Genomic DNA, 7,059 nt, shown 5'->3' with positions numbered 1-7,059 from the left:
TTGAGGAGATAATCTCCTTTGGACTAAAAGAGTGCAATGGTTCTCTAAAAGGAGTACTTCCAATATTTAAGATAGAGGAGAAGGATTATAAGAAGTTTCTGAATTTTCTTCATGCACAAGGTATAACATTGCAGAATCTCAAAAATTCTGACCAGAGTCAGAATCGTTCTGACTACAGTCAGAAAAAATAAATGTTAAGATTTTCTAATAAAACCAATGGTTTAGATAAGGTTAATAAGTTTTTTGAAAAATTCGTTCTGACCAGAGTCAGAATTCCCAAAATAATAAAATCTCCAAACCCTCTCCAAAAGCCAATCTCATTTCTGGCATAATTCTTGATAGGAATTTTTATATGAAGGTTTTAACTCTAAAGCGAAAGGAGGTGATAGCAAATAGGTGGGAACAATCTTCAAAGTATTGGCAAATGGGTATTGGAATTCACTATTAAATTTCTGAAAGGAGGAAATTAAAATGAGAAGAATAATTGAAAAAACACTTTTTAGTGCCCTTTTGGTTATTGCTTTATGGGGGTTAATTTATTTTTTCCTTCCTCAAAGGGTAGAAGCTAAAGCCGTATTTGGAATTCGTCACCCAAGTTGGCCTATTGAGACATGTTGGTTGGTCTATCCTCTAAATTGTTCTGTCGTTTATCCTGATTAAAACCAAAAATCAATAAAGGGTGGGAAAGGGTAGGGAATATATGATAAAATTAAAATCTAAAAAATTGAGAGGAATAAATGAAAAGGAAATGTTTTTTATGGCTATTTCTTTTTGGAGCTTCTTTTTTGAACGGAAAGATAAGAATAGAGCTTCTTTCTCAGTTTTACTTAGAGCAAAAAAGTGAGTTTATTACTAATGCACGAGATATAGCAGTAGACGAAAAAGAGAATATTTATGTTGTTGATGGAGATTCTTCTAATATTAAAATTTACAACAAGGATGGAAAACTTCTTAAAACTTTCGGAAGCAAGGGAGGAGGACCAGGGGAATTTATGTATCCATTTAGAATTGATGTTAATGACAAATGGATATGTGTTCAAGATGTTCATGCATTGAAATATATAATATTTGATAGAACATTCAGAGAGATCAAAAGGATCTTTTATCTTCTCAGTCCAAATGATACCTTTGTAATAAGTAAAGACAGGATTATTTCAAATGGTTATTTTGTAGAAAAAAATGGTAAAGAGTTTATTGGTATTATTATTGATTTTTCAGGAAAAGTGATAAAGGCACTAATTCCTTTCCAATACCCAAGAGATGATATGTGGAACAGGGTTACTGATTCCTTGTCGTTTCTGGATATTTCTAATAATGAAGAGATTTATTTTGTAAAGGAAAGGGAGGTTAAGGTCTTCAAATTTAATAAATCTGGAGAACTTGTAAGAAAATTTGGAGAAAACCCTTCTTATTTTTACCAATGTAAAAAAACTAAAGATTTTGACTTAATATACAAAGGAAATAGCCAATCGGAGATGATGGAAGCGGATGAGAGATGGCGTCGTTCTTTCAGCTGGGTCTCGGGGATATTTGCTCTAAAAGATCTTGTAGGAGTGATAATTACTAACTTCAATAATAAGCTAAATAAGTGGGAGTATTTTTTGCGATGTTATGACTGCGATGGAAACTTATTAGAGAATGGAAAGAAAATTGAAGGAATCGGGAAATCTTCCTACCAGCATTTTTTTATGATTGACAGTAATCATGAGGATAAAATTTACATCTTAGAAACTCTTGATGATGAAAAAGAACCCAAATATAGGTTTTCTAAATACAAAGTTACAAAGGTATTACCTTGAAAAAAGGTTGGTGGATAGCATTATCAATTTTGCTGGTAATAATAAATGTTTTTTTAGTTTCAAAAGTGAAGGATTGCAATAGAAACTCAGTTTTTGAAAAAATATTCATAAAAGGTTTGAAAGAAAGAGTTTCAATTCCATCAAGAGAGAGTGTTTTAACCTTTATTATTTATTTCTCGAATAACGAATGTAGAAATTGCATAGAAGAAATATATTACTGGAATAAGCTTTTCAAGGATTTAAAGAGGGAGGAGATATTTATATTAGGTCTAATTCCACAAGAAGAAGATATTAGAGCACTCAAGGAAAAAGTAGAAATAGCTTTCCCTGTTGGCCACGATAGAAACGGGAAAATAAAAAACAGATTTAATATTTCAATTACGCCATTTAAGATAATAATGGATAGAAGTGGTAAAATTCTTTATATGTCACCAAGTTTTTCAGACAAGAAATTACAGGAAAGTTTCTATTTTGAAGCACTTGAACTTCTTAGAGAAGCTAGATTAAAAGAAATCCTTACAAGTCATTATTACTCAAAAAGAAAATAGAAAAGGCAAGAAAGAGATGGGAGTAGAAGAGAAACTGGAATGGCATTCAAAGAGGATTTTTAAAGAGATGAAGGAAGGGAGAATGAGTTTCTGGGATATTAGGAAAGCGTATTTAAGTCATGAGATAAACAAGTATCAGCTTGAGGAGATAATCTCCTTTGGACTAAAAGAGTGCAATGGTTCTCTAAAAGGAGTACTTCCAATATTTAAGATAGAGGAGAAGGATTATAAGAAGTTTCATGATTTTTTGAGGAAACAGGGCATAACAATAAAGGAGCTGAACAACAGAAGAAATAAAATCGGCTCATAGTCCGATTAATCGGATTACAGTCCGATTGAAATACATTCAGGATTGGCAATGTTTTTCAAGCGATTTTCAAAAACTCAATCGGCCTGTAAGCCGATTTACCTAATCCCTTGAAATCCCCAATCCCTCTCCAAAAGCCAATCTCATTTCTGGCATGCTCTTTGATATAAATTTTAATGATGCCAGACAACTGGCAGAACAAATTTTAGGAGGAATTCATGATTGAACGAAAAACCATTTTTAAAAAAGGCTTAGTTAAAGTAACAGCTTTTGTATTACTTTGTATTATTTTAATGCTATTTAGTTTCCCATCTTCATTGAATGCGAGTTGCGAAACTGCTTATTGGCGATGTATATTTGAAGCTTTATTATCGGGGTTTATTCATCCTGCAGTACCATTTGCTTGGGAAGTATTCTGTATGATAGGTTATGTTTGGTGCCTTGAATTTATGGAGTAAAAGGAGTTTGCAGGAAAAAATTAAAATACCATATTTTTACTGGGAGGTTGACATGTTAAAAAAATTATTATTTCTCTTTTTAATTCTAACTTTTTTTATGGGGGTTTTAGGAATCCCATTTTTGCAGGTAGCAAATGCTAAGACCTGTGAAGAGGGATATTGGGATTGTGTTGAAAGATATGGCGACACTTTTTGGGGTTGGATGTATTGCAATATTGGATATATTTGGTGTATAAAATATTATGAGTAAATGCATATTTTTATTGTTTACATTTTTCTATTCTTTGTTCGCTTCAATCACATATGGGCAAGATAAGCCAAAAAAAGTCATTTTAAAAGAAGTTCTTTCTATTGGAAGTGAAGATGAAGATATTCTCTATCAATGGGCTGGTGTGACTACAGATTTGAGCTTGAATATATATGTCACAGATTCAATGGATTATTCCATAAAAAAATTTAACAAAGACGGAACCCTATTAAAGAAGGTAGGCAGAAGAGGAGAAGGTCCAGGAGAATTCCTCGCTCCAAGATTGATTAAATATTTCAATGGGTTTCTTTATGTGACTGATCAAAATAAGCCTGGAATACAGATCTTTGATGAAGAACTTAACTATAGAGGAAGTATACCCTTGAGGGTTCCAGTGATAGATTTTAAAGTACTCTCAAAGAGCTTGATAGCTATTTCTACTTTTGACCCCAATGAAAATTCTAAATGTATATATTTCTATGATGAAAAAGGGACTCTAAAGAATAAAGTAGAGTATTCAAAATTTGATGATATGAGTCAGTCCACGCTAAGTATGGTGGAATTTGAAATCGATAACCAAAATAACTTTTATATTGTTTATACCTTTCAGGATAAAATAGAAAAGTTTGATAGCAAAGGGAAAAAGATTTGGACCAAATCTCTTCTTGAGAGAAAAGAGGTTAAAATGAAAAAGCCAAGAGCTGGTCATTTTCAATTGCCTATGGAAGTAGTCTATAAAGATATTGAATTTGATAATTTTGGAAACATTTACATACTTGGAGGCTCGTGGTCAAAAAACAAGAGTAGAGATATTTACATCTTGGACAAAAATGGTAATTTACTTCACACCGTCACTTTGCCAGAATCGACTCACTGTATACATATTGACAAAGAGAACAATCTATACTCTCGGGCTGGTATGGGAACAGTTCTCAAAAAATATCGTATAGAGTATCCAAAGCTTATATGAAGGTGAGGTTAATAAAATTTTCGTGGGTATGTATAACTATTTTAGTTTTGTTTTTTTCTTTTGGGCAAGGCAACCAGACGATAAATAAAACGACTAAAAACTTAAAACTAATCCTTATTTTTGTTGACTATTCTACAATCTCTTGTTCTTTCTGCCTTGATTCCTTTATTGCTCTTTTCAATAAATTAGAAAAACAAAAAAATGAGGAAGGTATAGTGACTGGGATTGTTCTTTCTGATAATTTAGAAGATGAGAATAAAGTAAAAATCATAGAAAAACAGTTAAGAGGTTTTGTCAAGGCTAACAATATCAACTTTCCTTTGATTCTTGATAAAACAAATATTTTTAAAGGGTTGAATTTAGAGAATACAGTAATAGTGATAGATGTTTCTTCAGATATTATAAAAAAATTTAAATTTCCTTTATCAAAAACGCAGATTAAGGAACTAATTGAAGGAGAAAGATAAATGGAGGAACCAGCATTATTTTTGCTGTTTTTTCTAATGACAATTTTTGGAATTTGGTCATTTGTCTCAAATTATAAAGAATTGAAAAATAGAGAAAATCTTATCGGGAAGGTTCATTACAGATGGTGTTCAAAGTTTCATTTGAATCTTCCTTTTAGCTGGTTAAATTGGATAATTATCATATTTTATATTGCCTTAACCCTTTTTCTAATTTTCAAGAACCCACAAAATCTTAAAAACTACACTTTAGTTGTTTTCTTTTTAGTTGTGTTGAGTTTTGCTCCAGATTGGCAAGTAGTTGTAGGATCAAAGGGGATATCAATTGGGAGAAAAGTAATACTCTGGGAAATGATAAAACAGCTGGAATTTACAATAAAAGGCAGGTTTCTTTATTTAGAAATTAATTGGGCATATGAGAAAGAATCTTCAAAAATAAATAAAAAGAAAATACCAATACCCCTTAATGCAAAAGAGATTATTGAAAAAGCAATAAAAAGGAGGGATATATGACAAAAAGATTACTTCCTTTGATTTTGATTATTCTGTGTATCACAACAGTGCAAGTCGTTTCCTTACAGTCTATGGATCTGCCCATTCCTTGTGAACTAGAGTATTTAATTTGCAATATGAATAATCCAGAACTCTGGTGGCTATGTGAGTTACAGTATTGGTGGTGCAAAATATACCAGTCATAGAAAGAAATAAATTTAAACCAGTTTTAGTCTTAAGTGTAATAAGTGAAATGTTTTAGATATAAGTAAGGGACTTATGCACTTCTCTGGAGTAGCCAGGAAGAGTCAATAAAAGCCGGAAAGAAAATATTTTTGGAAAGCAAATTTATAAAAGATTTGTCGTCGGATTTGTCTGAGTATAAGGAACAGGAAAGATTAAATGTAGAAAAGATAGAATGATGCCATGATGGAGGGAAAGCGAAAAGTCTATTTTTGATTAAAAAAGGAACTCAGGACAATTTTATGCGTTTTATTTTATATAAAAATACACAATCATTGAGGAGATATGAGATGAAAAACAAATTTATTATTGCGAGTTTAATCTTTCTTTTATCAGGAAGCTTGGTTGTTGCTTCTTCAGAGGTTAGTGTTAAAAAAATAGAACTTTGTTCGGTCAAAAAAGTAGGTGAAGGCGTTCTGAATTATCCCGGACTTCCTGCAATGGGATACAATATTTCCGCTATTGATGACAGTTATTTTTATGTTTATGATTCAAAAGGAAAGTATCCCTTTTATGCTCTTGATAAAAAGACACTCCAGTTGAAAGGTTTCGGCTCATGGGGTCAGGGTCCTGGAGAGGTTCTTATGGGTTCACCTTCAGTTATTAACTCTACAGGTTCTAAGATTTTAATTTTTCTTCCGTTGCAAAGGAAGCTTGTTGTCTTTTCAAACGATTTAAAATTTTTAAAAGAGATAAAGCCAGAAGCTGAAATGGGCGTTCTATACATGATAAGTGATAATGAGGGTGTATCAGTTAATCTCTTTTCAATGGAGTGTCTTGCAGAGAAAATCAAAATAGATGAAAATGGTAAGGTATTATCGGTTTTAAAATATTATCCGTTCAAGAAAGTTCTAACAAAGAACCAAAATATGATAAAGTTGGGTAAGAATCCTCTCTTAAAGCAAGGAGCTATTTATTTTGACAAAGAAGGGAATTTTTTCTTCGCCCACTATTATTCATCTCTTATTTTTAAATCATCTCCAATAGGAGATGTGTTTGAATATGAGTTTGAACCAAGAAATATTGAAGTCCCAGAGGCTGAGGTTAAAGAAAGAGGAGGAATTATCTCGGGAGACCCAGAAAGATGCATTCAGTCCTATCTTTCCCTCACATCTGACGGAAAATATTTATATGCTTTATTTTCTGGTGAAGAGATAACAATGGAGAAAGTAATTGCTTTCAGGACAGGAAAAGGAAAGGAAATTAATCTTGGAGAGGGGAAGTTTGTGGATGTTTTCAGGAAAGAGGACCTTTCATATGTGCTATCCTTTGAGTTGCCAGTTCTTGCAACTTCCATTGCGGTTGATAATGAGAATTTATATGTAACAACTGCTGAGAATGAACCTTGCATTTTAATCTTCAAGAAACCGAAATTTTAGTAATAAAGGAATTCCTATTTATCCTCTTTATCCATCCTCAGAACCTGCCTTCTGTCAGTCCACATTGAATAAATTATTTCCTAAATATAAAATTGAGGGTGTTTAAAAAAGAAGGATGTTTTTGATGAGATTTGAATGGAAAGGAAAGTTAG

11 protein-coding genes are annotated in these 7,059 nt (G+C 32.1%); all 11 read left to right on the top strand.

The genetic code is table 11. From position 1 onward, the window contains the following. Positions 1–191, top strand: a 191-nt coding sequence (locus ABIN61_08915; protein ID MEO0294322.1) for a hypothetical protein, incomplete at its 5' end; no start/stop codon positions are given. A 280-nt stretch (positions 192–471) separates the two neighbouring features. Next, positions 472–660 (top strand): hypothetical protein, encoded by a 189-nt coding sequence (locus tag ABIN61_08910; protein ID MEO0294321.1) that lies wholly within the window; start codon positions 472–474, stop codon positions 658–660. A gap of 77 nt (positions 661–737) precedes the next feature. Next, the gene (locus ABIN61_08905) at positions 738–1,799 is read left to right on the top strand and encodes a 6-bladed beta-propeller (protein ID MEO0294320.1); all 1,062 of its coding nucleotides are present in this window, start codon (positions 738–740) and stop codon (positions 1,797–1,799) included. A 29-nt stretch (positions 1,800–1,828) separates the two neighbouring features. Further along, complete coding sequence (locus ABIN61_08900) at positions 1,829–2,347, top strand: redoxin domain-containing protein (protein MEO0294319.1); 519 nt, start codon at positions 1,829–1,831, stop codon at positions 2,345–2,347. A 16-nt stretch (positions 2,348–2,363) separates the two neighbouring features. Then, positions 2,364–2,657: a hypothetical protein gene (locus ABIN61_08895; GenBank protein MEO0294318.1), complete on the top strand. Its 294-nt coding sequence runs from the start codon at positions 2,364–2,366 to the stop codon at positions 2,655–2,657. A 215-nt stretch (positions 2,658–2,872) separates the two neighbouring features. Then, the gene (locus tag ABIN61_08890; GenBank protein MEO0294317.1) at positions 2,873–3,112 is read left to right on the top strand and encodes a hypothetical protein; all 240 of its coding nucleotides are present in this window, start codon (positions 2,873–2,875) and stop codon (positions 3,110–3,112) included. Positions 3,113–3,164: 52 nt separating this feature from the next. Then, a complete protein-coding gene (locus ABIN61_08885) occupies positions 3,165–3,362 on the top strand; it encodes a hypothetical protein (protein MEO0294316.1) in 198 nt (65 codons plus the stop codon). Next, a complete protein-coding gene (locus tag ABIN61_08880) occupies positions 3,355–4,329 on the top strand; it encodes a 6-bladed beta-propeller (protein MEO0294315.1) in 975 nt (324 codons plus the stop codon). Before ABIN61_08885 ends, ABIN61_08880 begins: the two co-directional genes overlap by 8 nt. Next, positions 4,326–4,796, top strand: a complete 471-nt coding sequence (locus tag ABIN61_08875) for a hypothetical protein (protein ID MEO0294314.1) — start codon at positions 4,326–4,328, stop codon at positions 4,794–4,796. Before ABIN61_08880 ends, ABIN61_08875 begins: the two co-directional genes overlap by 4 nt. Further along, entirely contained in the window at positions 4,797–5,306 is a 510-nt protein-coding gene (locus tag ABIN61_08870; GenBank protein MEO0294313.1) for a hypothetical protein, read from the top strand. Between the two features lie 512 nt (positions 5,307–5,818). Continuing rightward, positions 5,819–6,907, top strand: coding sequence for a hypothetical protein (locus ABIN61_08865; protein ID MEO0294312.1), 1,089 nt, complete (start codon positions 5,819–5,821; stop codon positions 6,905–6,907). Positions 6,908–7,059: the final 152 nt, after the last annotated feature.

The organism is candidate division WOR-3 bacterium (assembly GCA_039804165.1).
GTDB lineage: Bacteria > Hydrothermota > UBA3072 > UBA3072 > UBA3072 > JAFGHJ01.
The sequence above is the reverse complement of the archived record's forward strand: the minus strand, read 5'-3'. Positions and strand labels throughout refer to the sequence as shown.